The following is a 26206-nucleotide window of genomic DNA, read 5'->3' as shown; positions in this document are numbered from 1 at the left end:
TTAGAAAAGTCCGAGTTGGAAGTATAGTTCCATAAACCAGCTTTGTGCTTCCATAAGGAATTCTTCTTCAAAGTAAGATTGGATTTCATCTGCACTCATTGATCCAATATCGACTACATTATCTTTTGGAATATCCACATTTTTGATAAATTTCCCTACTTCATCCCATGTGATATCGATAGCGAATTCTGATGTTCCAATTCCAATTGTATGAGATGCTTCCATTGAGTCATTGCCGTAAGAAGAATCACCATTCCAGTAAACCTCAAATGCTTCATCTTCTTCTTCGAAGGACAATGAACGATTGAAATTACGTTCTCCACCATTTAGCTCTTCTGAACCTTTATAAATAAACCCTGTATTATCACTAGCTAATAATGTTACTTCGTCTTCGATTTGACCATTATTAGATGATAAATCACCTACAAAGCTTAATTGTTCACCTTCAAAATCAAAAGTATAATCCCATTTTAGTTTATCAGTAGTAAATGAACGAGTTCCTTCTACCTTAAACTCACCAATTACTAGTTCACTTTGAACAACAGTATCAGCATTGATCCAAGCAGTATAATTAATACTTACTGGAATATCAGTGCTTTTTAGTTCCTCAATTGCAGAGTCTAGTCCTTCATTGATATCAAGGTCAAAGTCATCTTCAAATGTACCAGCTGCCCCTGTAGCATTTTTCACTGTTTCTAATATGATATCTTCAAATTTAGGATCGTTTTTAGCTTTTTCAAGTACTTTCACTAAACTATCTCTAATTTGGTCACCGCTAAGCTCCATTGAGATTTTGTTAGCTTGCAATTTTTCCCCAAATACCGTTACTTCTTCATTGGACTCTTTAAATGCTTCTGCTGGTAAAGAGTCATAGAAGTATAGTAAATACTCTTTCACTAAATAATCTTTATTTTCTTCAGAGAACATATTTTTGCCCATCCAATCAGATAGACCAAGTGTTTCTGAACCTTCATAGTAAGGGTCAAGAGTTCTCATAAAGTTGCCGAAGTCTTCATCTTTAATTTGAAGAATATCGTCAGTGAATGGGAAACCAAGCATGAATTCTTTACTTGTAATATAAGCTGAAATTTTATCTATTTGAGTACCATTTATGTCTGCGCCTAAATCAGCTTTCATCAGTTGATTGTTTGGATCTAATTGAACGTCTAAAGAAATTGAAGAGTTATTAATAATTTCTGCAATCATCTCTTCTTCGTAACTATAGAAATCTCCATCTACAGAAGCTTCAATGTCATATGTATATTCTGTTGGTGTAGTTTCTGCTTTTTTTGCCCATTCGAATTCAGGTTTGTAGCGACTTTCAAATGCCTCTCCTACTTTACCCCAGGAATTTGCTTCTGCTAGTAATAATCGATCTTTCGGCGTTTTTTGCATGTTGAATAAGGCAAAAACACCACCACCCACTAATAATAATGCAAATATAGCACTAATAATTGTTACTGCTAGTTTTTTAGATTTTGGCTTTTTCGGTGGATTTTGACCGACATACTGATTTGTGTTTCCAAATTGGTTTTGTTGTGCGTATTGATTTTGTTGGTTACCATATTGGTTTTGGTTGCCGTACTGATTTTGGTTATGATATTGGTTTTGATTTTGGAACTGGTTTTGGTTTTGGTTTTGATTTTGATTATTTTGTTGGTACTGGTTTTGGTATTGATTTTGATTTGGATTCCAATATTTGTCCTGATCTGTAAATTGACCTTGGTTTTGATTTACATATTGATTTGTATTTTGGTACTGGTTCGGGTCAACATATTGATTGGGATTTGGGAATTGGTTTGGGTCAACATATTGATTTGGGTTCACAGACTGATTGGGATTTGGAATTTGATTTGGATTTCCGTATTGATTGTTAGGAAACTGGTTTGCATCGCCAAACTGATTTGGATTGGGTCCTTCATTCGAGTTTCCATTTTGGTTTGGATACTGATTATCCTCGTTCATGTAAATCCTCCTTCATTTTTACTACCTTATTACTCTATTAATCTAAATGCCCTTTCATTATAATGTAAATTACAAAATATTGGAATACGACATGGTTAAACAGAAATTTACATTTCAGTGAAAATTTTAATATATTCAACCTTAAGTTTATATAGGCTTTTTTTAGGATAATAGAAAAGGGTACTTTTTCCCTTCTTTTAATTTTCTCACCACTCATCACATATATTGCAATGTTAAACATACGTTAGAGGAGGTTACGTATTGTTAATTCATGTTGTAAGAAGGGGCGAGACGCTTTGGCAGCTTGCCGCACTCTACAATGTTTCTATTGATGCGATTCAATCTGTCAATCAATTACCTAACCCTAATCGCTTACTTTTAGGTCAATCTCTTGTCATTCCGGTCCCCGGTTCTATTCACACCATTCAACCGGGTGAAACTTTATGGTCAATTGCAAGGCAGTACAATGTAACAGTGAATGCAATTTTGCAAGCAAATCAAATCACAAACCCTAATTTACTCCGACCAGGAAATAAACTTTACATTCCACCTTTACTCCACTACGTTCAACCAGGGCAAAACTTAGCCCAAATTGCCCGGCTTTACGGAACAACTGTTGAAGCAATTTTAAGAGAAAACCAAATTCAAAACTCCAATCTTATTTATGCTGGTAGACAAATAATCATTCCAAGGATTAAACCGCAAATTGAAGTGAACGCATACTCATATCAGAAAGATCAGGATGCTGCCAATTCAGTAAATGCAGTCGGTCATTTACTAACATATTTCAGTCCATTTGCCTATATGATTAAAGAAGATGGGACTTTAGAACCTTTTGATGATGATTTGATGTTAAAAGCAGCAGTTTCAAAAAATGTAGTTCCTATGTTAGCTGTTACAAATCTTTCTGCAACGAGTACTGGAACAAATTTAGCTCATGCAGTTTTATCTAATCCAGAAACGAGAGAGAAGCTGATTACAAATATACTTCAAGTCATGGATGCGAAGGGATATAAAGGAGTTAATATAGATTTCGAATATGTACCACCCGAAGATCGTGAGAATTACAACCAGTTTTTACAACTTACAGTCGACAGACTCCATGAACGGGGTTACTTTGTATCCACTGCAGTAGCACCTAAAACGAGCGGAAGTCAAGAAGGGCTTTTATATACCGCACATGATTATGAAGCTCATGGTCGTATCGCGGATTTTGTTATTTTAATGACTTACGAATGGGGCTGGAGGGGTGCTTCACCACAAGCAATTTCACCATTAAATCAAATGCGAAGAGTTGTTGAATACGCACTCTCCGTTATGCCTGCCAATAAAATATATTTAGGGTTTCAAATTTACGCTAGAGATTGGAAGATTCCTCATGTTGAAGGGGCTACAGCTGAGACGTTTAGTCCGCAAGAAGCAGTTCGTAGGGCTACACAATATAATGCCGTAATCCAATATGATGAAGTTGCTCAATCTCCATTCTTCCGCTACACAGATGGAAATGGTCAAGGTCATGAAGTTTGGTTTGAAGATGCTCGTAGTGCTCAAGCAAAGTTTGATCTAGCCAAAGAATTTAATCTAAGAGGAATTAGCTACTGGGCTTTGGGATATCCGTATCCTCAAAATTGGGCTTTACTTAACGATAACTTTTCTATTAAGAAAATATGAAAGTTCTAAGGGAGGAACGATGTGGACATTTATGTAAGAAGAGGGGACTCCTTTTGGTATTACAGTCAAGTTTTCAACCTACCTCTTCAGCTTATCATTGATTCAAACCGAAACATTAATCCTCAAGCTGTTGTTATTGGCCAAAGGATCCGTATACCGGGATTCGTAGCTGTAAATTATCAAATTCAACCTGGAGATTCTTTGTGGGTCATTTCACGAAAACGTAATATCCCACTTGATTCACTATTTCTTTTAAATCCAACATTAAACCCTAATCGACTACAGGTTGGCCAAACAATTCTTGTACCTCAAAGAGTAACCTGGAGAGTAGTAAACGGGAAGCAAAATTATGAATATGATGTGATGTTAAATGATTTAAGAAATTTAATGACTATTTACCCATTCATACAATCCTCTTCTATTGGAAATTCAGTTCTAGGTCGTAATATTCCAGAAGTGTTACTCGGAAATGGTTCCAAACGCGTTCATTATAATGGGTCATTTCATGCAAATGAATGGATTACAACACCTGTCATCATGACTTTTTTAAATGATTATTTACTATCCTTAACCAATCAAACCCCTATTCGTGGATTAAATACATTCCCACTTTATCAACAATCTATGCTTTCAATTGTACCAATGGTGAACCCTGATGGCGTGAACCTCGTTATTAATGGTCCAACTGAAGCTGAACCATACCGTAGTAGAGTCATTGAATGGAATAACGATAGTATGGATTTCTCAGGTTGGAAAGCAAACATTAATGGTGTTGATTTAAATGATCAGTTCCCTGCAAATTGGGAAGCTGAAAGAGAACGCAATCCAAAAACACCTGGACCAAGGGATTATGGTGGTGAAGCACCGCTAACAGAACCGGAAGCAATTGCGATGGCAGACTTAACAAGAAGAAGAGATTTTGCTTGGATTCTTGCTTTCCACACTCAAGGAAGGGTAATTTATTGGGGTTACGAAAACCTTGAACCACCTGAGTCAGAAATTATGGTTAACGAATTCGCTAAGGTTAGTGGCTTTACTCCAGAACAAACCATCGAAAGTTATGCAGGCTTTAAAGATTGGTTTATTCAAGACTGGAGGCGCCCTGGCTTTACAGTAGAATTGGGTTCAGGAGTAAATCCACTCCCACTTAGTCAATTTGATGAGATTTATGAAGAAACATTGGGGATTTTCCTTGCAGGGTTATATATGTAAATTTGTATAACATTTTTCCACATCTCATTTTTTATGGGATGTTTTTTTATTGCCATTTTACAATATAAGTCATTTTTCGACATACTCCTGAATATTATATTCGTATGTGTTTATCAAAATATCCCGAATAAATCGGGGGAAATGGAGTCATATGAAAAAACTACTTTCCTTTCTTTTAGTTTTCACGTTAGCTAGTGTCCTGTCTGCTTGTAATATCTTGCCTCAATTAAACGGTCCAGCCAATAATGATGGACCGCAAGTAAATAACAATTCAGATAACAACAATACAAATAGTAATAATGACAACAATAATAACAATAACAATCAAAATAATAACAACAACACAAACAATAATAACCAAAATAACAATAACAACAATGCAAACAATAATAACCAAAATAACAATAACAACTTCAACAATAATAACAATCAGAACAACAACACCAATACAAATTCAGGTAATGATGATTTAGCAATTGCCTTCCAAGCTTATATCGATGAAATCAGTGCACTTGCCCCTGAAGAGGGTAGAATCATCGCAGCATATTCGAATGTATCTGGGGTCAATTATGTAGATGATGCTACTATGTATGAAGCTTTATATTATGATGTAGTTCCATCCTATACAGAATTTGTTCGCGCATTATCTGAAATTAGATCAGATAACCAAATTATTAATGATCTACATGCACTTTATGTAGAGGGTGCAACGATTCAATTAGGAGCATTTGCAGTAATGATTGCCGCTTTAGAAGATCAAAGTAGAGAGTTAGTAGAAACTGCAAACCAAGGACTAAATGAGGCTAGTGCTCTAATTAAAGAATGGCAAGCGCAACTTCAAGTTCTATCTGTACAAACTGGAGTAAGTTTTTAATAACTATAAGCAGACGTCGATTAGGCGTCTGCTTATTTTAATTGAACAATCTCTCTTTGGCCGTCTTGATGAATTAATTTTTTCTTACTGTGATAAAAAACGTCGTATTAGCCATATTAAGATTGATTCCAATTGAAAGGAGACTTTTCATGGGCCGAGATGATAGCCAAGGTAAAAGTAATAATACAAACTCATTGCCACAAACACCTAAAAATTTAAAAATTTCACCTAACAAAGTGCATGAAGAATTTGCCCAGGAGTTAGATGAACTTGAGGAATTAGTAAAAAAGGCAAAACAACTCAAAAAAAAGTAAATATGGAGGAAATTTCATGGACTTTAACCGCGCAAAAGAAATTGTTTCATCACCAAAAGAATATGAAGTTAGTTACAATGGTGTATCAGTTTGGATAGATAAACTTCATGATGATGGTAAAACTGCTACTGTCCATTTACGTCGTTCATTAGAAGAACGTTTTGAGGTAGATGTTTCCGAATTAAAAGAAGAATACTTAATCCATTAATTTCTCCCACGGGATTATTCTCGTGGTTTTTTATTTTTACATAATAATCAGGAGTTCAATTTACTTATCATACAATTTTATACTTATTGAATATCCAATAGTATTATTATTTCACATTTATTACCATTAAACAGTTTAACATCGTTTCGTTAGGTACATACTGGTACTATTTCTATTTCCTATTAGGAAAGGATGGTAATATGGGGAATAAAATTTTAATCCTTGCTTTTGGAATACTCATTTCGTTATTAAATTTGTTCGATGCTTTTGCAACAAATTATGGTTACAATTACAATTTAATTGAGGAGCTAAATCCGTTAATGGATTATTTATTAAAGTTAAGTCCTGAACTTTTTCTTTTATTTAAATTCTTCATTTCAATACTAATCGTCACTATTTCCTTCGCTGTTTATTATAGATGTAGTGAACGATTTCAAAAGTCATTTTTGATTTCATTAGTTGGGGTAAGTGTTCTATATACAGGTATTTCTTTCATGCATTTAACCTGGTTATCTTTCGTTTAATAACGTAAGTGGACTAAGGAGGCATAGATATATTCCTTAGTCCTTTTGTTCTCAATGTGGTTTCATCAAACTGCCAAAATCATTTTGACCTCAAAGTAACTATTTTTTATGATTCGTTTTTGGTTTAAATGTTTTACAACAAGTGTCACGTGAACTACTTGCTTCTTCAGTTATCTTATCGAAGTCAAAATCAGAAGCAAACTCTGGCTGACGATTTTTCGAATGGTAATTCATATCTACTTGTATTTTCTCCGCTCCACACAAGTTTCCTTCCTTGTGGAAAAAACAATTTGCAACAGAACAGCGTACTTCTACATTTGGCATTTAGATATCCTCCTCAATGAGATTTAATGAAAAATATAGAAAAACCATTTCCTATATCCCTCACTCACTATTTTGCTCATATTGAGTGGTATTCATGAGGTTTATTTATTTTCATGTAAAAACCCTCCAAAAGTTACTTGGAGGGCTTTTAATGTTTTAAACTATTGTATCGTCATCGATGTCTTCATTACGTCTTCTTCTTCTTTCTGCTTCGGTAAATTCGAACTCTTCACCGGCCTCCATTTGAGGTCTTGGCTCAGCAAAAATTTCTGTATCATCCATACGATCTTCTTCAAATCGTTTCGCAAGAATCGGTAAAGATAGAAGACCTGCTAATCCAACAAGTGCATAAACTACATTGGATGCGAATGTATCTTCGCCAAAAATAGCAGCTACTAGGTTAAAGTCAAATAATCCTATAAGTCCCCAGTTTATGGCACCTATGATCACTAATGTTAGAGCAATTCTATAAATAGTATTCAATTTCCTACACCTCCTTTTTACTCACAAATTAAACTTGTGATATGCTTATTTTTTTCTAAATTGAGGCATTAATACGAAGCAAAATATTCAATTAAATTTCTATATATCCAACACAGGCTTATTTTTATTTCATTAAAATAAATATGGGACTAAAAGAGGATTACTCTTCTAGTCCCAACTCAATGATTTGAAAGGCTGTCAAAATACTCCTAATTCCATGCGGTACGTTCGCTTGGTGTTCTTTCCTTATTAGGTTCGAACTCATTACCAGTAAAAGATGATTGATTATTGCGGCCTTCTGATTGAAAATTCGGATTAAACTCCGACGCAAACTCAACATCATTTTGTTTAGAATTGTTTTGTTCTAACTTACATGAAGCTCCATTATTAGAATTTGTACAATTCACACCAGTATTGTTCATATTTTCTTTTGACATAGCCATCCTCCTCATTGGTTTTCTTGAAAGAAATTGAAATCGAAAAATGATTTCAATTTCTTTCAAGATTAGTTTGTCCAAATGAGGAGATTTTTTTCGTTTATCAAATATACATAATAGAACCTATTAGCGGTAAAACTAGATAGAGACTACTCGTCGTCAATCTCTCCATCGCCGATTTCATCTTCTTCTTCAATTTCCTCTATATCTTCACCTTCTTCCAATTCATTATCTCCACAACCAAATAGTGCAAGTGAGGAAAAAGTTAGAAATAGGATTAACAGAAATTTTTTCATGTACATAACCTCCTTTTGCTATAGTTTTCCCAACCGTTGTCCAATTCAATCCTGATGAGATTTATTATTCCTTTTTATAAAAGTGTTATTATTAAGGATTTATAAAACTGACCACTAAAAATTTCACTATTGTGGTACTTTTTTTAGTATCAGACCTTTGATAATGTTATGACAAATAACATTACATCAGGGGGGAAAATCATATGCAAAAAGTACAAAGCTATTCAAATACTCGAGCAAAAACTTTTGATTTAATTATTTCTGCACTTTTAATAGCACTGGTATTCGTTTCAACAGTATTCATAAATATAAAACTTCCGTTCGGTAATGGTGGTTTAGTACATTTAGGTACAGCAATGCTATTTATTGCTTCCATCCTATTCGGACCTAAGAAAGGTGCAATTGCTGGGGCTGCAGGAATGGGACTGTTTGATATTCTTGGCGGATGGGCAATATGGGCACCAATTACAATTGTTGCTCGTGGTTTGCAAGGTTATGTTGTAGGGAAAATTGCATGGTCAAATAACCGAAACGGTGACAGTATCGGCTTTAATATACTAGCGACAATTGCATCCGTACCATTTATGCTTGGCGTTTATTACATTGGTGAGGTAATCCTTTATGCAAATTGGGTTGCTCCATTATTATCAATACCTGGTGACCTAATTCAAAATGCAATCGGAATTCTAATTGCTATTCCAGTTTGTTTAGTTCTAAAAAAATTACCGATATTTAAATAATTTTTTACAAAGAAAAAGACACAACTCTGATAAAGTCAGGTTGTGTCTATTTTTAATTTATTGTAATGCTTTATAAGCGTTTAAGAAACCATTCCCGAAGTATGCTTTATCTTTCCCTTTTACAGGATCAACTGCATTTTTCAAAGTTAGGTTGGTGACATTTTGCCGTACTTATCAACTAATAAAGCTGCAACAGCTGATACATTTGGAGTTGCCATTGAAGTACAAAAAAGTACAATCCCAGGGAATGATCCTTAGGATTGTACTATTTAAGTAGTATATATTAACTATTTAGTTCACAACTTATTTTACGTCTTCTAATTGTTTTGATCCATCTTGTGATTTATTTAAACCAAGGACTTCAGCTGTTTCTTCATGAAGTTTTTTAAATAAGTCAGGGCGTTCTGCAAGAGAAATACCGTAAGAAGGAATCATTTCTTTAATTTTTGCTTCCCAATTTTTATGTTCTTGAGGGAAACATTTTTTAATAACTTCTAACATAACTTGAACAGCTGTAGATGCACCTGGTGATGCACCAAGTAAAGCTGCAACTGAACCATCTTCAGCAGTGATTACTTCTGTACCAAATTGAAGTGTGCCTTTTCCTGCTTCAGTATCTTTAATTACTTGAACGCGTTGGCCAGCGATTACGATATCCCAATCTTCACTATTCGCATTTGGAATAAATTCACGTAATTCTTCCATACGTTGTTCTTTTGATAACATTAACTGTTGAATTAAGTATTTTGTTAATGGAATTTCTTTTACTCCAGCAGATAATAACGTAAGAATGTTATTTGGTCTAATTGAAGCGAATAAATCCATATATGATCCAGTTTTTAAGAACTTAGGTGAGAAGCCTGCAAATGGACCAAATAGTAATGATTTTTTACCCTCAATATATCGTGTATCAAGGTGTGGTACTGACATTGGTGGAGCACCAACTTTAGCTTTACCATACACTTTTGCATTGTGTTGTTCTACAATCTCAGGATTTTTACAAACCATGAATAATCCACTTACTGGGAAACCACCAATATGTTTAGATTCAGGAATTCCTGTATCTTGTAATAGATGTAAGCTCGCGCCACCTGCACCAATAAACACAAATTTCGCATGGATATAGTGCATTTTACAGCCATCAAGGTCATGTACTTTTACTTCCCAACGGCCATCTTTTGTACGTTTAATACCTTCAACTCTATGTTTGTAGTTAACTTCAACATTTTGATTGTTTAAGTGTCCCATTAACATACGTGTTAATGCACCGAAGTTCACGTCCGTACCTGAATCAATTTTTGTTGCTGCAATTGGTTCATTGAACTTACGATCATTCATCATTAATGGAAGCCATTTTTTTAATGTCTCTGGGTCTTCTGAATATTCCATACCTTCGAACAATGGACTTTTTGATAGCGCTTCAAAACGTTTTTTCAAGAAGTTTACATCTTTTTCACCAAATACATAACTCATATGAGGTAATGGCATGATGAATTCTTCTGGATTTGTAATCAAATTGTTTTTTACAAGATAAGACCAGAACTGTCTTGATACTTGGAATTGTTGATTAATGTTAATTGCTTTTTTAATATCAATAGAACCGTCTTTTTGTTCAGGTGTGTAGTTTAACTCACATAGTGCAGAGTGTCCTGTTCCTGCATTGTTCCACTCATTCGAACTCTCTTCACCCGGTTTATCAAGTGCTTCATAGACTTTAATATCCCATTCAGGTGCTAGTTCTTTTAGAAGTGTTCCTAAAGTTGCACTCATGATTCCAGCACCAATTAAAACAACATCTGTTTTTTCAACTCTGTTACTCATAATAACCTTCCTTATCTCCCCTATATTTGCAAAAAAGATGTAGGTCTCCACTTAGGTGTAACATGCCAGGTACTCCTTTGATCACACCTTTTCTGTATATCATTAAAAACCATATTATAGTATAACACTTTTTGATGAAGAATTAAATCTACTATTATAATATAGTAAAAAGCATTTTTAAAAGTAAGGTTTTGAATTGTATTATAAAAAAGTATTAGAAGTTCTTCATTTTTTCACAAATGACTTCTAATACACATTACAATTCTACATCTTACTGTATTTTTATTATAACACTTAATAATTGCGAAAGAAATCATACAAAATTACACATATAACCAGATTTATGTAAAAGATTTTGTTTTTGGTACATCTATTTTCTTATTTAAGGTTAAAGGAGAAAATTATACATACTAATAAATTTAAGACTGCCCAATGATATTTTCCAAAAATCCAAAGGACAGCCTTAATCTATCATTATTGAACTTTTGGCTCTGGATAATCAAAGCCCTTCGTATCAACCTCTACTTTTTTCATCACTTGATCTTCTAAAGGTTTATCTGACTGATTTCGTTCTACAGAAACGATTTTATCAACTGTTTCCATTCCCTCGATAACTTTACCAAAGGCTGCATATTCTCCATCAAGATGAGGTGCTGCCTCTACCATGATAAAAAATTGAGATCCTGCAGAGTTATAATCTTGTGATCGCGCCATTGATATCACACCACGTTCATGCTTTAAATTATTTTCAAAGCCATTTGAAGTAAACTCTCCTTCGATGGAATAATCAGGTCCACCTGTTCCATTACCAGCTGGATCTCCACCTTGAATCATAAATCCTGGAATCACTCTGTGAAAAGTAAGTCCATCATAAAATCCATCTTCAGCTAAGAAGATGAAGTTCGCAACCGTATTTGGAGCAACCTTAGGCTCTAATTCAATCACTATCTTTTCATCATTATTCATCGTAATTGTCACAATCGGATTTTCAGTTACTTCTGATGGATAATTTTCTGTATTTGATGGTTTTTCCTCATTGTTTTCTGCACCCTGGGTTTGTTTATTATCAGTTGCAGTTCCACAGCCCGATAAAACAAAAATAGCTGCAAAAACACTGATAACCAAATATATTATTTTCTTATTTGTTCCCATTATTTCAACTCCTATTTAGTCAGATGATTCCATAAAAAAATATAGCATAATTCTAAGAGTATGTTGATGAATAAGGGTCTTATTATCTTAGTATTTGAGTTTTAATTTTAACCATATGAAGTATTTTTTTATACACACTAAAATTATCTAGTAAAATACATTACTTCCATTTATTATAAAATAGTGACTTAGTAATCATAATAGGGGCCTTATAACAAGATTAAATTCGCTGGTAATGCCTCATTTATAAGTTTCTAAAATAATGTGTATTTAAGGGGATTAGGAATAGAAATGTTACATCTAAAAACAATAACGAAAGATAATTGGGTTGATGCGATTTCACTTCGTGTGAAAGAAGATCAAGTAAATTTTGTTGCATCGAATGCAGTATCACTAGCTCAGTTAAATTTCCTAGATAACTTCCATGCAAAAGGAATTTATTACGGAGATGAAATGGTCGGTTTTACGCTTTATGGTATTGATGAAGATGACCATGAATTTTGGATTTACCGTATGATGATTGATGCTAAACATCAAGGAAAAGGTTATGGAAAAGAATCAGTAAAACTAGTTATTGATGACATTAAAGCTATTAAAGAAGAGCGCCATCAAACAATCACACTCTCATATGAACCAACAAATGTTCATGCAAAACGCATTTATGAAAAAATGGGGTTCAAGGAAGTCGAAGGACTCATAATTGGCGGCGAGCAAGTGTCTCGCTATACATTCTAAAGCTTTAATCCTGAAATTGTATTTCCGCGCATACTAAAAGAGCATGTGAACTTGTTGTCACATGCTCTTCATATTTTGTATGGATTTAACCATTGATAAGACTTAACTTCCAATCCTCGATCAATTGATCGTTCTGATTTAACCAGTTAGAGGAATTCACACCAGACAATTGTGACTGTGCGTAGATTTTATGCAACAAGTCTTTTATATCTCGATGGTTAATACGTATACCTTTGTTATTCAATTCCTTCACATTTTCGAGCACTTGAACAAACTCTTGAATCGTCATTGGTACGATCTTTTGAGGAGCACCTTCATATTCATACCTTACACTCATCCAGAAAGTATTAATTGTATCTCGGTGCATAATAGGTGCAATGAAAAGACAATAACAATCCTCATTAGCATTCTCTTCTTCGAAGCTTCTTAAATGTCTCATAACCGGTTGGCCTTCGTTCTCCCATTGATCTCTACTCTTTAATAAAGTTACTTCACAAATCATATTAAACGAATCGTAGTAACACTCAATATCCGGAGTATTCCCTGGTGCAGTAAATAATGGCATATGATCATCCCCAACGGAATAGTTCGGGTTAATTTCTTTCGCATCATCTAATGCCATTAATGCCATTGTTACGTAGTATTCTAAATTTAATGGATCCTGACCACTATTACTTCTTTTTCTAGTAGCCAATTTAGTTAATTCTTCTATATATACATCAAGATTGCTGAGATTTCTCTCTTGTATGATTAATAAATCATTCTTTAAAGTTTTAATCACGTCACGTATCTCAGAAATTTTCTTTTGATATTCATGAACGGAATTAAAAGTTTCAATAGTCTCTGCATTTTCAAAATGAAAAGTATGCAATATATGTTGCGGGTGTTCTTTCAGCAGTTTTGTTTGTAGCTCTTTTGCTTGTTCTACAAGATTTCCATACACTTCTTTAAGATCTGATACATTTTCCCAAGGTAATGCCGGTTTATTGATATCCGACATATAGAGTAAGTAATCATCAACGGATTTAAAATCAAGTGCTTGTCCAGAGAATGAATCTAAAATTCTTTGGATTTCAACTGCTCTCGTTGGTGCTAAATCGATGTAACGGCCATCGCCTCGATAGTAAAGTAAACCAGTCATACGGAAATAACGAGTAGCAGAATCTCCGTAATCGAATAGATTATTTACTTTCTTTTGAATTGCTTTTTCATCTTTAGAATCTAGACTATATATCTCAACTACTGTTTGTTTAAATCGTCTGTCCACATATTCATGTGCAGCATTTTTATCTAGACTTCTTTTTTCTTCTCTAAACTGAATAATACTAGATACACATTGATCAATATCTCGATAGTCAATTAACGTCGTAACAAATAAGGAGAATTCTTCTTTCGAAATCCCTACAGGTTTATTTCCCATCTTACTCCACTGATCATTTACCTTTTTCACTACGTGCAATGTAGCAATAAAGGGTACAATGTCAAAATCGTTATAACCTGAATCAGATGGGTTTGGTAACTGCCACTTTAGAAAATATCTAAAAAAGACTACACTTAAGTCCACTTTTTCATTTACAAGTTGTTTACCTAACTCCGTAATTTGAACTGCACCCATTGACTCTTTTGCAATGGCTAAACCCATTTTTGTAACATTACTTACAGCTGTTCTCCCACGTAATGCATAACATAGTTCTTGATCATCATTGTAGGATTTATTTGTGTAATGAACCTGACTTAAAATGTCTTCTAATTCTTCTTGCGTAAACTCCTCTGGTTCTTCATACATCTCTTTGTACTTCTGAGAGATTGTAGTCGGTTGATAATATTTTTTTCTAATCATTTCTTTAAAAAATTCAGATTGAGTCTTCGTATTAAAATTTTTTCCTTCAAAAACTGCTAAAGCATGTAATGCATCTGCAATTCTTTCTGGATTTCTCATCGTTGTACTAATACTCCATGTTCCAGGCAAAACCTTCACCCCTATTAATCTGATTTAGTTAAACTAACATCTTACATTGGATATTATTCATAATTACTTTCATTCTACTAGAACCCACAATTAATACATACTAGTTAAAAAAAGATAAATGCCTATATAAAGGGCATTTATCCTTGATTTATAAAGTTCGTAATTAATACTTCTACTGTTTTTGAATTTTTATCTTTAATTTGATAGTTGGAATTTTGATAATGTTTATTTAAATAGTGTACATGATACTTTTGTGACCAATCGATTAAATAATTGTTGGATTCACCTTTATGTTCAAGTACATTGGACAATGCAAATTTGACACCTTTTGAATGTAACGTATCTAAAAATAGTAATAAAGCTCGATCGTCCTCTGCAGTCCAACCATTGCTCTCGTTATAAGTAGCAGTAGAGATTAGATAAGGGGGATCTGCATATAGAAAATCCCCTTCGACTAATTCAATATCGATTTCTCTAAAATCTTGGCAGATGAATTGAATGTCTTTTTCTTTAATTGCTTCAATGAACCCTTTTAAGTTTGCTCGAATTTTTTCGTTAAAATCTCTTTTACCAACCGGGATATTATAATGTCCTGATTTATTAAATCGGATCTGGTTATTAAAACCAAATACTGTTAAGACGTAAAACAGCAGATTTTTGTAATCACTTTTTTCTGTTATGGCGTTATAGTGTTCTCGCAATTTCAAATAGGGTTCCTTATTATACTCTCCTAAACCTGAACTTGAATCACAATTATATTTGCTATAGCCATATTTAAAAGTGTTACTTAGTTGAAATTGTTCAATAATCTCTTCTATTCGTTGAACGATTTCCTCAAAATCTAGACGTTTTAACGTATTATAAAGATCGATAATATGCTCCTGGTAATCTATACAGATGATATCTTTCTGAGAAGAGGCATTTATAGCGACGTTGCTACCACCACAAAATAGATCTACAAAGCGATTACAGTCATTAGGAAAAAGGGGCATGATTTGTTTAAGTAATTTAAACTTGCCACCAGTATAATTGAAACAAGATTTTAGGTATTCCTTTTTTTCTTCCACTACGATCCCTCTTCTACGGTGCATAAATATAATATTTCTTTATGATCTTCAATGTTTGTTTTACCCGTTGTATAAGCTTGATAGTCCATTTCAAATGTTTGAACAGTACCTCTCGTCTTCAATGTTTCAATAATATCTTCATCAGAAATTTTGGCATTTGAGCGACCTACACCTTTTTCGGCCATATTGTTATAAGAAACTAAAATATATTTACTATCAATGTGCTTAACTAAATCTGCAAATGCTTGAGGAGCTTTCATCGTACAATAATCACTTTTAATATGCCTGCGATTAATCATCTTTTTAGCTACACCCGTTACTTCAGGTTTTTTCCATTCAGCTATATTTTCAAGTAAATGATAGGCATCCCCATACTGACGTGAATTATATGGTGTATCAATATATACTAAGTCCGCTTTAATATCTCTAACTAATAGATTTGCATCCATTCGGAATATTTCATTGTTTTTATTGTTTTCATCATTCACATCTGGTACTAACAATCTTAATGGCTTAACGGAATCTAGTTTTCTTCGATACGCATCATAATGACCGACTGTGTTCGCAACCTTATCCATTGCATATAGCAATGAAGTAATTAGGATTGCCTTTTCACGGAAAGTGAGAGAACCTGATAATTGCTCAATTTCTTCTCTTATAAAACCAATTCTTTTTGCGTTTTCTTTAGTGAAATAAGAATCTCCGAAGTTGATAGAAACATAGTTTTCATCTAACGAATCTATGTCCACTTCATTAAACTGATTAATAATAGTATGTACCTTTTCCCAATCTACTTCTTCATCACTAAACCAAGTAAAATAGGAAATATAATTAGAATATAAAATATCATTTACTATAATTTTTGTTTCACGATTATTAAAACAATCTGCTACTACTCCAGTTCCACCAAAAATGTCTGCAACCGATTTGACTGATTTGCAATTGTCTTCTACAACTTTTTTAATGAACTCTAACAATTTATATTTACTTCCTAAGTAACGTCTGTTATTAATATGGAAAGTTGGATTCTCTTCTTCTAGAAATGATAACTGTTCTGTTTTATTCGTTATGATTTCTTCGATTGCTTTCTTATGTTTTTCCGTCCACACTCTCCATCCCCTCCAATCTCTTATGGGCTCTGATAGTTTCCCTTCTTTGATCCAGTTATATAATGTCTGTCTTGAAATATCATACATGGATAGTAATTCTTTTGTCCGAATCATAGAATATACATTCTCCGTTCTTAAGGCATCAAGGCATCTTACTAGTTTTACTATTATAGCATGATTCATTCTTGAAATCTTTCAAATTATATTCCATATTAATAGACCAAATTGAATAGTCTTTTCCAACCTATTTATTGGCGATTCACACACTTCTATCCACTTTTTATGTTTAAATACAAATTATGGGGATTTTTAAATCCAAATTCTCTTGAGCTCCGTTTTATAGGTAGAGGGGGATGAAAATGAAGTTCGTAGATGCCGTTGAACAATATACAACGTATTTATTGAAAATGAGTTATTTATATGTAAAAGATCGGCAAATTGCTGAAGATACCGTACAAGAAGTTTTTGTGAAGTTATATCAAAAATATGGTGAGGAGTTACCTTTAGAGAATCCTAAAGGCTATCTCGTACAAATGACTGTGAACCGCTGTCGGGACTATTTCCGAAGTTGGCACTATCGAAAAGTGCAGGTAATAGATTTATTCACTACTAACGAAAAAGCACATAATGCTACTTCCGAGTCCTCCGACGTATTAAAACATGTAGTAAACCTGCCGTTAAAATACCGAGAAGTCGTAATTTTACATTACTTTGATGAGCAAGGAACTGCTGAAATTTCTACCATTCTTAATATACCAATCGGCACTGTGAAAACGAGGTTACAAAAAGCACGCCAATTATTAAAGGGCATTTTGCTCGAGGAAGGAGAAACTGGCTATGAAAGACAAGCTTAATAATTCGTTAGGTAGTTGGGAAAAAGAAGCGGCTCAGGTTAAGCATCGAATTTATCAGGAGACGATTTATAAACAACAGAAAAATCCTAAAAGACCTTTCTTTAAACCTTTAATTTCAGTTGCAACATTGTTTCTCTTTATTATTGGGGCAGTATTCTTAACAGCTTTACTTTTGTCTGAAGATTCTAGTGAATTAGCAAAAAAGGCGGACTTTCGAATGTATGATCAGCGAACAGTCGAAATTACTAAATACGAGATGTTTTACCGGAAACAAACTTTTTTTTCGAAAGAAGCTGTAGAGTTTCATGCCTTATATGAAACTCTAGAAAAATTTGCACTATTTCACTATCTTGAACAGCATGATTATCAATGGGATGAAGAGCGAAGAAATACCTTTAGAGAACGCGTTAAAATGGCCCTTGATTACGATATGAAGATTCCTGAATTGAAGTCGTATTACGAGAAGATGTTTACAGAATTACAAATTACAGCAGATGAGTATATTGACTATTATTTATTAGTGAATAAAGAATATGAAATGCTTAAGCAAGATCTGTTTGATAAGAATATTGGCACAGAGGACGGTTCCTACTCTTCTGGAGAGGCATTTAATGAATATTTAAAACTAGTGAACATTACAGAAAAAGATTTAGATGAATTAGCGGAGCGTATACCTGAACGACTTGAACCAATGGACCCTCAACCCGATTTACCATTTAATAATAGAGAGTTTGAGTTCTATGTAACAACGAATGAGAAAGGTGAATATATTTTCGTTCATGTTAGCGATTTTAATTTAATTACTCCTACCTATTATAGTTTAATATTCGAGATTGAACGGGATATTGTTAAGGAACCATTAACTCGCCATTCCTTCAAACGTTATCAAGAAGTTTTCAGAACTTATCAAAGTGATGATGCTGAAAAAGTAAAACTATCAAAAGAATTGGAAGCCATATTAGAAATTCTGGAACGTTCCATTGAGATGGAATATGTGCCCAGTTAACAAATAGAACACGTAAAAAGAGGGGCTACGCTGCTATTACAGCATAGTCCCTTTATTCATACTACAAATGACGAAGTATTTCCTTTAGTCCTCGGTCAATATACGGTATACCTTCCTCATAGCCCTCTAATAAAATGGAGAAGATATATGATTTCCCACTATCTCCAATTGCGTAGCCTGATAAGCAATGAACTTCCCATATATAGCCTGTTTTTGCAAAGATTCGATTGTCATACTCACTTTCTGTAAATCGTTCTCTTAGTGTCCCACCAATCCAACGTTCTGACTGACCTGCTACAGGTAATGAGTCAAAGAACGTTGTAAAGTAAGGTTCGTTTTGTAGTTTGTAAAGCAATTCTGAAATTCCTTCAGAAGTTAAGCGGTCAGAATGGGATAAGCCTGACCCATCAATGAACTGCCAAGTGTCTGCAGGGATTTGAAGCTTTTGTAAATAAGTACGTACACTTTTTAGACCTGACTCATAATCTCCTACACCATGTTCCTCGAGTCCAATCATTTTCACAAAAATATCTGCAATACTATTATTACTAAACTTCATGAATGCTGGGAACATTTCCGCAACAGTTGGTGAATCATGTGTATAGATTAGCTCTGCAGATGAAGGTACTGCACCTTGTTTTATCGAACTCGAAGTTTGAAATTCTATGCCTTGTTGTTCGAAAATATATTTCATAAATTGTAATGTATTAATTGTAGGGTTTTGCAAAGATACCCATGCTTTTGCAACTTCCCCTTGAGGTAAATTACCTGAAATGACTATTTGATTTATCCCAAGAGTCCGGAGAACTTCTAATGTGTTTTCCTCGCCAGCTGCAACCGTAATCGCTTCATTTGTTATTTCATGACCACATAAATGTGGAATCACTTGAAAGCTTGGTTTCTCTCCAACTTCGTTTGGATTTGCTGTTACGATAATCGAACTCGCATCATAATCCCCATCAGGTGACATAGAAATAGCCGAGATTCTTGCACCCCAACAAAAGGTTTCCCCTTCATCATCTACACCTGGTGGTAATGTTTCTCCAGGGAATAGTGTATCGTCTCCTACTAAATCACCTTGGATGGCATTAATCCCGTATGTTTTTAACTGGGAAGCAAACTGTTTAAAAGATTCTTCGTTTAGTGTTGGGTCTCCCCCACCCTTGATATATAAGTCACCATGTAATACACCATTCTCTATATGTCCATCTATATAAATCTCTGTTTTAAACTTATATGATTCTCCTAATATTGAAAGCGCAGCAGCACCGGAAACTAACTTCATATTCGATGCAGGTCGCATTAAATGTTTCCCTCTAAAACTATATAGCTCAGTTCCATTCTCACGATCACGAATCGTCACAGTTACATGATCTTTCCCCAATATTTCATCTACAGCCCACTGTATCCCATTTATGTTTTTCTCACTAAGCACCATATACGTATTTGATACTCCCTCCATGCGACACACACCTCTATTATTAGAATATACTGATAATTTATTGTAACAAAATTCCTCTACCTTTTATAGTTAAATCTAGTAAAGCATTATATCTTCATTTCAGTAAAATTCATAATAATCATCAATTTCTTGATTTTTACAAAAGAGTAAAAGAAAATGAAACATAATGAATGTAAATGATAAGGGAGAATCTAATATGACAATGACAAATGAAGTGTCAAGCGCAAAAGTAGAAATGCTAATTAGAAAACCTGTCGATGAAGTATTCGAGGCATTTGTTGACCCTACTATTACTACAAAATTCTGGTTTACAAAAAGTAGTGGTAGATTAGAAGAAGGAAAACGGATCCGCTGGGACTGGGAAATGTACGGTGCTTCAGCTGAGCTAGAAGTAAAACAATTGAATCAAAACGAACAAATTGTAATCCTATTTGAGGATGACACGACCGTTGAATGGATTTTTACGTCTCGAACAGAAGGAACCCTCGTTTCAATTACGAACAAAGGATTTAAAGGTAGTCCAACCGAAATTGTTAATCAAGTAATCGACGCAACAGGTGGGTATACGATTGTGTTATGCGGGTTAAAGGCACTTCTTGAGCATAATATCATACTAAATCTTGTTTCAGATCGTTTCCCTGATGCGAATGTTAAACATTAAAAATAAAGACTAGTCTCTCCATCTCCGTGAAAGAAACTAGTCTTTATTTTTAATCTATGGGTCATTAGGAACGAGTCCACTATGACTATTTAGAAATTAAGCCCTCACTTATAGCCTTTTCCATAAAGTAGCTTGGATTCCCTACACTATAAAGCTGTAGTTCATGCATTGCTCTTGTACATGCAGTGTAAAAAATTCTACGTAAACTTTCATCTCCATAAACTTCATCCGAGGCATTGTAAATAATAACTGCTTCAAACTCAATACCTTTTGCTAAATATGAAGGGATGACAACAACCCCTTGTTCATATTCAGCTGAACCATTTTTCATAAGCTTAATACCTTCAATATCTTTTAATGCTTCAAATGCGCTTCTACTTTCCTCTGCTGATTTACAGATAATCGCTATACTTTTATAGCCTTGACTTTTCAATCTTGCTGCTTTTGTCGTTATCGAGCGATGCAATTCCGAATGATTGTTCACTTGCTTAAGCATTGGTAGCTCCCCGTCACGTTCAAATGGGATGATTTGATCTCCATTTGGTATGAGACTACGAGTAAATTCAATAATCGGTTTCGTCGAACGGTAACTACGTGTCATCGTAATAACCTCTGTTTCGTTAGCACCGTATAACTCATTCAGAATACGAAAATCGACAACTTCACTTGCATGAGTAAAAATAGCTTGATTAAAATCCCCTAGTACTGTCATTTTTGCAGATGGAAATAAACGCTTCAAAAACTCGAATTGGAATGGCGAATAATCTTGCGCCTCATCAATGAGAATATGCTTAATCGAACGATTCGTTTGAAACCCTTGGATTAATTCCTGCAATAATAAAAATGGGGTTGCATCTTCATAAAATAATTTACCCTGTTCTAGCATTTGACGAGTGGCTTCGCAAATTCCTTCCCATTCTTCAGGTACTTCTCCATCTAACAACTGTTGAATCAACAATGGTTCCTCAAATAGTTGTTTATAGATTCCTTCGATATCAATAAAATTAAACGCTTTTATTTGTTTAAGTAGTGGCTTTAACTTTTGGCGAACGATTACTTGAATAAGTGTACGGTGGTCTATCTCATAATCTGCCTGATTCTCTCTCTTAAAACCTTTTTTCTTAGCCACGTATTTGTGAATTTTATAATAAGCTTCATTGCTCAAAAGCTCTATTTCCTCTTCTACCCAAGACTTGTGACGTTCCTTTTTTTCAATTTCCTTAAGTTCATTCAACAACCAATCCCTTAACTTTTCTAGTCTACTTTGGAAGTTTAATGAAAGGTCGCCACTATAAAATTGCTCTTTAATTTGTTGGGAGGAAACAATAATTTCTCCTCTAAACATCACATCTTTGAAATGCATATATGATTTTTCTAATGTTGCTCTATATTTTTTAATCGCTTCAAAAAAGCGAAGAGATGCTTTAAATTGGATTCCTTTGACTCTCGCTACATAATCCGATGTTTTTTCTGCCGTTAACAAGTATTCCAATTGATCATATGGATTATCTACTTGAAAGTCCTTGCTTAAACGGTGATTCAAATATTCTTGGAATGTCACCTGTTGCATGTTTTCTTCACCGAGCTCCGGTAACACATTAGAAACATAGCTATTAAACATCGCATTAGGTGAAAATAAGATGATTTGATCTGCTTTTATACGATCTCGATATTTGTATAATAAATAGGCTATTCTCTGAAGGGCGGCAGATGTTTTACCACTTCCTGCAGCACCATGGACAATTAGTAAACGTCCTTGATCATGGCGAATAATCCGATTTTGATCCTTCTGAATAGTTGCTACGATACTTTGCATATATTTATCAGTGCCTTTACCTAACACTTGCTGTAAAATATCATCCCCGATTGTAAGACTCGTATCGAACATCGATTGTAATTTCCCGTCACGAATAACATACTGAAATTTTTTCTCTAGCTCTCCGGAAATCATACCTCCAGGAGTAACATACTGTGCAGGGCCTGGCTCGTAATCATAGTAAACACTTGAAATAGGTGCTCTCCAGTCATAAATAAGGAAATCCTCTCCACTTGAATCCATAAGAGATGCAATTCCAATGTAAACTTGTTCCTGATTTGAACTTCCCTCTTCCATAAAATCAATTCGTCCGAAATACGGCACGGACTTCATGCGTCGTAATGTATCTAGTCTTTTTGAGGCGTGTCTATGTGTACTTTGGGTAACAGATAGCGCCTGTGCTTCTTGTCTTAAACTAATGATGGTTTCTAAATAATCATCAAATGTATCGGTATTAACTTTGACTTCATCCCAAAAATGTTTGCGAATATTCACGACATCATTTCGGAGATTCGATGTATCTGATTCGAGCTTCAGTATTTGCTCTGATATAACATCCAAAACACCATTCAATCGTTTTTGTTCTTGCTGGAACGCTGCATTCATACGATTCACTCCTCAAAATATTTTAGAGTTGACAAACGGAAAAATAATAAGTATAATATATAATAGGGATGATGTACTCTAATTATTTAAAATGTGCACATCTATATAAATTTACCACGAGTCTGCATTTTTTTCAATGTATTTTGCAGGTTAATTTTTTTGCCACAAAAAAATTAATTAACGATAATCTCAACAAGATCAATAAACTTTAACACCACCTATCAATAGGTGGTGTTTTTTATTTATATTAGCTTTACTTCGCTTTTAGAGGAAAACTGTTCTTTTCGTTGAATTTAACATATATGAATTATTTTAAAGGAGACTTCTATTATGGAAAACATCACGATTCAAAGTATTGGACAAATTGGTGTACCTGTTAAAGATTTAGATAGAGCAGTAGAATTTTATACAGAAAAGCTTGGCCTTCCACTTTTATTTCAAGCTGGAAATTTAGCGTTTTTTGATTGTAATGGAGTACGACTCTTATTGTCACTTCCTGAGTCAGAGGAATTCGCCAACTCCAGTTCAGTTCTATATTTCAAAGTTAATGAAGTTAAAGCTACTTATGAAGATTTTGTAGGTAAAGGTGTTCATTTTATTGATGAGCCGCATTTAGTTGCAAAGATGGGACAAACCGAAACTTGGATGGCATTCTTTAAGGATACAGAAGATAATATCCATGCGTTGATGAGTGAAGTTCAGGTATAAAATATCAATATCAAAAGGTGTGTCTAGTACAGACACACCTTTGACTTATTAAAAGAACTATTTTTTACTAAATTCATAGATCGTTGTTCTATTTCTACCTTCATGTTTTGATTGATAAGGGGCTGTATCTGCTCTCTTAATAACCTCCTGTGGATTTTGGTCATCTTTAAAAGTAGTAATCCCTAAAGAAATCGTAATCGGTTCACCTGTAGGACTCGGTGTTTCAGCTATTTTTCTTCGCAATCGCTCAGCTAATGTCTAAAATATTTTTAGTATCTTTGTATCAATTGTCACAAAAAATAATACACACGGATCAATATCCATGTGTTCATTCATTTTTTCATCAAGGTGCATTCCACGACCTACTGAGTAATTTTACTGTAATTAATTACACAAACTGACCACTCGAATTTATGGCAACTTGATACTTTTAAACATATCAATCGTTTGCTAATGTTACCTTAAATACACAATTGAAAAGGAAAGATTACAATGAGATTTAAACCAAGCTATGCACCTGGACCAACAGACGTACGTGAAAATGTTCGCTTGGCATTAGCGAAAAAAACAAATAACACGGATTTTGATAAAGAATTTATCCGTTATTACCAGGAAGTTAGCCAAAAGATGGGCCAAGTGATGGGTACAAAAAATGAAGTACTGTTGCTTGCTGGAGAGGGAATTCTCGCTTTAGAAGCTGCCTGTGCGAGCTTAACAGAACCTGGAGACCGTGTCCTTGTACTTGATAATGGTATTTATGGAGAAGGTTTTAAAGATTTCGTCAGAATGTATGGCGGAGAGCCTGTTGTGTTAAGTTTTGATTACCAAAAAGCAATACCAGTAGGAGCAGTGCGTGCCTTTTTAGAAAAAGATCATGATTTCAAATATGCAACATTTGTTCATTGTGATACACCGACATCCATCTTAAACGATGTTAGCCAACTCTCTCCGTTATTAAAAGAATACGGCATTCTAACTGTCGTTGATTCAGTAGCTGGAATGGTTGGAGAACCAATAGATGTAGACGCAAATCGAATCGATATTTGCTGTGGTGGTACTCAAAAGGCGATTTCAGCACCTGTTGGCTTAGCGATTGTTTCCATTAGTGATGATGCTAAAAAAGCGATGGATGAACGTAAAACACCAATTGCTTCTTACTATGCAAACTTACAAATTTTTAAAGGTTATATGGAAAAAGGTACTTTACCTTATACAATGCCTGCTAGCACTATTGAAGCTTTAGATGTTGCATTAGACAATATTTTAAATGAAGGTCAAGCGGCGGTTTATGAGCGACATGCAAAAATAGCAAACGCTGTAAGAAAATCTGTACAACAATATGGTTTATCACTATTCGTTGAATCAGGAAGCTCCAATACAGTAACTGCTGTCGTCATCCCGGCTGAAATTGGCGCATTACGATTACAGCAACATATACAAGAAACATACAATCTTTACATTGCTACATCTTTGGCTCAATATCAAGATGTGATCTTACGTATCGGACATATGGGTGAAAATGCATTCACTGATAAAGTATTATCTGTATTAAATGTAATTGATCACGGTCTACGAGATTTAGGTTTCAAAGGTAATGGGAATCTTGGTCAACTATTCCTAGAAGCTTATAGAGCAGAAAATTAAAAGCCACAAGCAAAATACAATAAAGGGATGTCTCTTCAATTGAGACATCCCTTTTTTATTTTTGGTAACAGAGTTAGAATCTACTTAGAAATTCCATCTAAAGAAAACACCCTATCGAATAGGATTATCAAAGTTCCAGTTAGTCCATATTGCTGCTGCAGTTACTGGATTTGCCGATGTGTCTTCACTATAACCGGCTATTTGATTGCCCACTCTAAATGTAGGCTCGAATAACTGTTCTTCCTTAGGAGGTGCTGTAGGGCCACTTATTCCCATTCTAGTTTCATCTGTGATAACTACTTTCATCCCGTTATCTAACGTAAAGCTTAACCCATCTTCTCCTACTTCTGTTATAACTCCTTCGATATTAACCATTACTCTTGCAGCAGGTGCTGAGTCATCTACAATAATTCTTTCTGTCAAATCTAACTCAGTGTTATTGTTTATATTTAATAAAACAACTAATGCGATGACCGCGCAAGCTACTATAACGCCAACCATTAGGCTAATTTTTTTCATAAAGATCCCCTTTTCTTCTTAATACGATT

At 34.3% G+C, this 26206-nt stretch carries 28 protein-coding genes; 13 read left to right on the top strand and 15 right to left on the bottom strand.

Going from position 1 to position 26206, the window contains the following annotated elements:
- Positions 1–1965: a hypothetical protein gene (locus ACOQFO_RS13070; RefSeq protein WP_421690111.1), complete on the bottom strand. Its 1965-nt coding sequence runs from the start codon at positions 1963–1965 to the stop codon at positions 1–3.
- A gap of 261 nt (positions 1966–2226) precedes the next feature.
- Here ACOQFO_RS13070 and ACOQFO_RS13065 point away from each other — a divergent pair, with 261 nt between their 5' ends.
- From ACOQFO_RS13065 to ACOQFO_RS13040, 6 genes are all read left to right on the top strand, one after another.
- Positions 2227–3636 (top strand): LysM peptidoglycan-binding domain-containing protein, encoded by a 1410-nt coding sequence (locus ACOQFO_RS13065; RefSeq protein WP_421690110.1) that lies wholly within the window; start codon positions 2227–2229, stop codon positions 3634–3636.
- A gap of 21 nt (positions 3637–3657) precedes the next feature.
- On the top strand, positions 3658–4848 hold the full coding sequence (locus tag ACOQFO_RS13060) for a M14 family metallopeptidase (RefSeq protein WP_421690109.1): 1191 nt from the start codon (positions 3658–3660) through the stop codon (positions 4846–4848).
- Between the two features lie 151 nt (positions 4849–4999).
- Positions 5000–5722 carry a hypothetical protein gene (locus tag ACOQFO_RS13055; protein WP_421690108.1) on the top strand — a complete coding sequence of 241 codons (723 nt, stop codon included), beginning with the start codon at positions 5000–5002 and terminating at the stop codon, positions 5720–5722.
- Between the two features lie 149 nt (positions 5723–5871).
- Positions 5872–6036 (top strand): YfhD family protein, encoded by a 165-nt coding sequence (locus tag ACOQFO_RS13050; RefSeq protein WP_421690107.1) that lies wholly within the window; start codon positions 5872–5874, stop codon positions 6034–6036.
- Positions 6037–6052: 16 nt separating this feature from the next.
- Positions 6053–6244: an H-type small acid-soluble spore protein gene (locus ACOQFO_RS13045; protein ID WP_421690106.1), complete on the top strand. Its 192-nt coding sequence runs from the start codon at positions 6053–6055 to the stop codon at positions 6242–6244.
- Positions 6245–6444: 200 nt separating this feature from the next.
- Complete coding sequence (locus ACOQFO_RS13040) at positions 6445–6768, top strand: DUF5658 family protein (RefSeq protein ID WP_421690105.1); 324 nt, start codon at positions 6445–6447, stop codon at positions 6766–6768.
- 99 nt (positions 6769–6867) lie between these two features.
- Here the strand turns inward: ACOQFO_RS13040 and ACOQFO_RS13035 are convergent, their stop codons facing one another.
- From ACOQFO_RS13035 to ACOQFO_RS13020, 4 genes are all read right to left on the bottom strand, one after another.
- Positions 6868–7092, bottom strand: coding sequence for a DUF1540 domain-containing protein (locus tag ACOQFO_RS13035; RefSeq protein WP_421690104.1), 225 nt, complete (start codon positions 7090–7092; stop codon positions 6868–6870).
- A gap of 156 nt (positions 7093–7248) precedes the next feature.
- Complete coding sequence (locus ACOQFO_RS13030) at positions 7249–7575, bottom strand: DUF378 domain-containing protein (RefSeq protein WP_421690103.1); 327 nt, start codon at positions 7573–7575, stop codon at positions 7249–7251.
- A 209-nt stretch (positions 7576–7784) separates the two neighbouring features.
- Positions 7785–8012, bottom strand: a complete 228-nt coding sequence (locus ACOQFO_RS13025; RefSeq protein ID WP_421690102.1) for a hypothetical protein — start codon at positions 8010–8012, stop codon at positions 7785–7787.
- 149 nt (positions 8013–8161) lie between these two features.
- Positions 8162–8308 carry a hypothetical protein gene (locus tag ACOQFO_RS13020; RefSeq protein WP_421690101.1) on the bottom strand — a complete coding sequence of 49 codons (147 nt, stop codon included), beginning with the start codon at positions 8306–8308 and terminating at the stop codon, positions 8162–8164.
- A 203-nt stretch (positions 8309–8511) separates the two neighbouring features.
- Between ACOQFO_RS13020 and ACOQFO_RS13015 the strand changes: the two genes are divergently transcribed.
- Positions 8512–9048 carry an ECF transporter S component gene (locus tag ACOQFO_RS13015; protein ID WP_421690100.1) on the top strand — a complete coding sequence of 179 codons (537 nt, stop codon included), beginning with the start codon at positions 8512–8514 and terminating at the stop codon, positions 9046–9048.
- A 146-nt stretch (positions 9049–9194) separates the two neighbouring features.
- Here ACOQFO_RS13015 and ACOQFO_RS13010 read toward each other — a convergent pair whose 3' ends face one another.
- The 3 genes from ACOQFO_RS13010 to ACOQFO_RS13000 all read right to left on the bottom strand — a co-directional run bounded on the left by ACOQFO_RS13010 (position 9195) and on the right by ACOQFO_RS13000 (position 12021).
- Positions 9195–9266: a hypothetical protein gene (locus ACOQFO_RS13010; protein WP_421690203.1), complete on the bottom strand. Its 72-nt coding sequence runs from the start codon at positions 9264–9266 to the stop codon at positions 9195–9197.
- Positions 9267–9351: 85 nt separating this feature from the next.
- Positions 9352–10869: a malate:quinone oxidoreductase gene (locus ACOQFO_RS13005; RefSeq protein WP_421690099.1), complete on the bottom strand. Its 1518-nt coding sequence runs from the start codon at positions 10867–10869 to the stop codon at positions 9352–9354.
- A gap of 474 nt (positions 10870–11343) precedes the next feature.
- Complete coding sequence (locus ACOQFO_RS13000; protein WP_421690098.1) at positions 11344–12021, bottom strand: peptidylprolyl isomerase; 678 nt, start codon at positions 12019–12021, stop codon at positions 11344–11346.
- A 291-nt stretch (positions 12022–12312) separates the two neighbouring features.
- Between ACOQFO_RS13000 and ACOQFO_RS12995 the strand changes: the two genes are divergently transcribed.
- On the top strand, positions 12313–12756 hold the full coding sequence (locus ACOQFO_RS12995) for a GNAT family N-acetyltransferase (RefSeq protein WP_421690097.1): 444 nt from the start codon (positions 12313–12315) through the stop codon (positions 12754–12756).
- 85 nt (positions 12757–12841) lie between these two features.
- Here the strand turns inward: ACOQFO_RS12995 and ACOQFO_RS12990 are convergent, their stop codons facing one another.
- From ACOQFO_RS12990 to ACOQFO_RS12980, 3 genes are all read right to left on the bottom strand, one after another.
- On the bottom strand, positions 12842–14725 hold the full coding sequence (locus tag ACOQFO_RS12990) for an AlwI family type II restriction endonuclease (RefSeq protein WP_421690096.1): 1884 nt from the start codon (positions 14723–14725) through the stop codon (positions 12842–12844).
- Between the two features lie 137 nt (positions 14726–14862).
- A complete protein-coding gene (locus ACOQFO_RS12985; protein WP_421690095.1) occupies positions 14863–15792 on the bottom strand; it encodes a Dam family site-specific DNA-(adenine-N6)-methyltransferase in 930 nt (309 codons plus the stop codon).
- Complete coding sequence (locus ACOQFO_RS12980) at positions 15792–17015, bottom strand: DNA adenine methylase (RefSeq protein WP_421690094.1); 1224 nt, start codon at positions 17013–17015, stop codon at positions 15792–15794. The genes ACOQFO_RS12985 and ACOQFO_RS12980 overlap by 1 nt, the downstream gene beginning before the upstream one ends.
- Before the next feature lie 245 nt (positions 17016–17260).
- Here ACOQFO_RS12980 and ACOQFO_RS12975 point away from each other — a divergent pair, with 245 nt between their 5' ends.
- Positions 17261–17755 carry a sigma-70 family RNA polymerase sigma factor gene (locus ACOQFO_RS12975; protein ID WP_421690093.1) on the top strand — a complete coding sequence of 165 codons (495 nt, stop codon included), beginning with the start codon at positions 17261–17263 and terminating at the stop codon, positions 17753–17755.
- Positions 17739–18761 carry a hypothetical protein gene (locus ACOQFO_RS12970; protein ID WP_421690092.1) on the top strand — a complete coding sequence of 341 codons (1023 nt, stop codon included), beginning with the start codon at positions 17739–17741 and terminating at the stop codon, positions 18759–18761. The genes ACOQFO_RS12975 and ACOQFO_RS12970 overlap by 17 nt, the downstream gene beginning before the upstream one ends.
- Positions 18762–18822: 61 nt before the next feature.
- Here ACOQFO_RS12970 and dacB read toward each other — a convergent pair whose 3' ends face one another.
- Complete coding sequence (gene dacB, locus ACOQFO_RS12965; RefSeq protein WP_421690091.1) at positions 18823–20223, bottom strand: D-alanyl-D-alanine carboxypeptidase/D-alanyl-D-alanine endopeptidase; 1401 nt, start codon at positions 20221–20223, stop codon at positions 18823–18825.
- Between the two features lie 196 nt (positions 20224–20419).
- On the opposite strand from dacB, the gene ACOQFO_RS12960 reads away from it, so the two are divergent.
- Entirely contained in the window at positions 20420–20884 is a 465-nt protein-coding gene (locus tag ACOQFO_RS12960; RefSeq protein ID WP_421690090.1) for an SRPBCC family protein, read from the top strand.
- An 85-nt stretch (positions 20885–20969) separates the two neighbouring features.
- On the opposite strand, the gene helD is transcribed toward ACOQFO_RS12960, so the two are convergent.
- Positions 20970–23306 carry an RNA polymerase recycling motor HelD gene (gene helD, locus ACOQFO_RS12955; RefSeq protein WP_421690089.1) on the bottom strand — a complete coding sequence of 779 codons (2337 nt, stop codon included), beginning with the start codon at positions 23304–23306 and terminating at the stop codon, positions 20970–20972.
- Positions 23307–23636: 330 nt separating this feature from the next.
- Between helD and ACOQFO_RS12950 the strand changes: the two genes are divergently transcribed.
- The gene (locus ACOQFO_RS12950; RefSeq protein WP_421690088.1) at positions 23637–24014 is read left to right on the top strand and encodes a VOC family protein; all 378 of its coding nucleotides are present in this window, start codon (positions 23637–23639) and stop codon (positions 24012–24014) included.
- Positions 24015–24071: 57 nt separating this feature from the next.
- Here the strand turns inward: ACOQFO_RS12950 and ACOQFO_RS12945 are convergent, their stop codons facing one another.
- Positions 24072–24257, bottom strand: a complete 186-nt coding sequence (locus ACOQFO_RS12945; RefSeq protein ID WP_421690087.1) for a GGDEF domain-containing protein — start codon at positions 24255–24257, stop codon at positions 24072–24074.
- A gap of 249 nt (positions 24258–24506) precedes the next feature.
- On the opposite strand from ACOQFO_RS12945, the gene ACOQFO_RS12940 reads away from it, so the two are divergent.
- The gene (locus ACOQFO_RS12940; RefSeq protein WP_421690086.1) at positions 24507–25658 is read left to right on the top strand and encodes a pyridoxal-phosphate-dependent aminotransferase family protein; all 1152 of its coding nucleotides are present in this window, start codon (positions 24507–24509) and stop codon (positions 25656–25658) included.
- Positions 25659–25769: 111 nt separating this feature from the next.
- Here ACOQFO_RS12940 and ACOQFO_RS12935 read toward each other — a convergent pair whose 3' ends face one another.
- Positions 25770–26177: a hypothetical protein gene (locus ACOQFO_RS12935; protein ID WP_421690085.1), complete on the bottom strand. Its 408-nt coding sequence runs from the start codon at positions 26175–26177 to the stop codon at positions 25770–25772.
- Positions 26178–26206 lie beyond the last annotated feature (29 nt).

Source organism: Ureibacillus sp. MALMAid1270 (assembly GCF_049202975.1).
Lineage (GTDB): Bacteria > Bacillota > Bacilli > Bacillales_A > Planococcaceae > Ureibacillus.
Note: the sequence above shows the minus strand (reverse complement) of the source record. Positions and strands in the feature narration are given on the sequence as shown.